Here is a 396-nt window from a genome sequence, read left to right as displayed (position 1 = left end):
CAGTAATGTTCCCAACCAATCTACAACACCCAACAACTCTAACCCTTTAACGATGAGCAACGCTGGAATCAGAATTTTGAGTAGCGTTACGTATACACGCAGCGCGTCTTTGAGAACGCTACATAAGCACTCCAATAGGTGATAAATGCTCATAGGCCTCTAGCCCTCCATTGCCATCGTCTGAATAATCGTTATGCTCAAGGAGGCAATGCAGCATCTTCCTTTCAATACTGCATTAACAATCACTATTCGTTCTTTATAAGCACAGGAAGAGCATTTTATTTCATGGACGCCATTGATCGACGAATGCTTGACCAGCTCCCGCGTGACGCCAGCCTAACCAATCACGCGCTATCGGATGAGATAGGGCTCCCCCCCTCTCCCTGTTTCACGCGG

The 396-nt window shown here is 47.2% G+C and carries 1 protein-coding gene; it reads left to right on the top strand.

All coding sequences use genetic code 11. The features are described 5' to 3' along the window. Positions 1-285 precede the first annotated feature (285 nt). The coding region (locus A6R74_RS23190; protein WP_121499339.1) for an AsnC family transcriptional regulator at positions 286-396 on the top strand (111 nt) is incomplete at its 3' end.

Source organism: Halomonas sp. ALS9, from assembly GCF_001651035.1.
Taxonomy (GTDB): domain Bacteria; phylum Pseudomonadota; class Gammaproteobacteria; order Pseudomonadales; family Halomonadaceae; genus Vreelandella.
The sequence above is the reverse complement of the archived record's forward strand: the minus strand, read 5'-3'. Positions and strand labels throughout refer to the sequence as shown.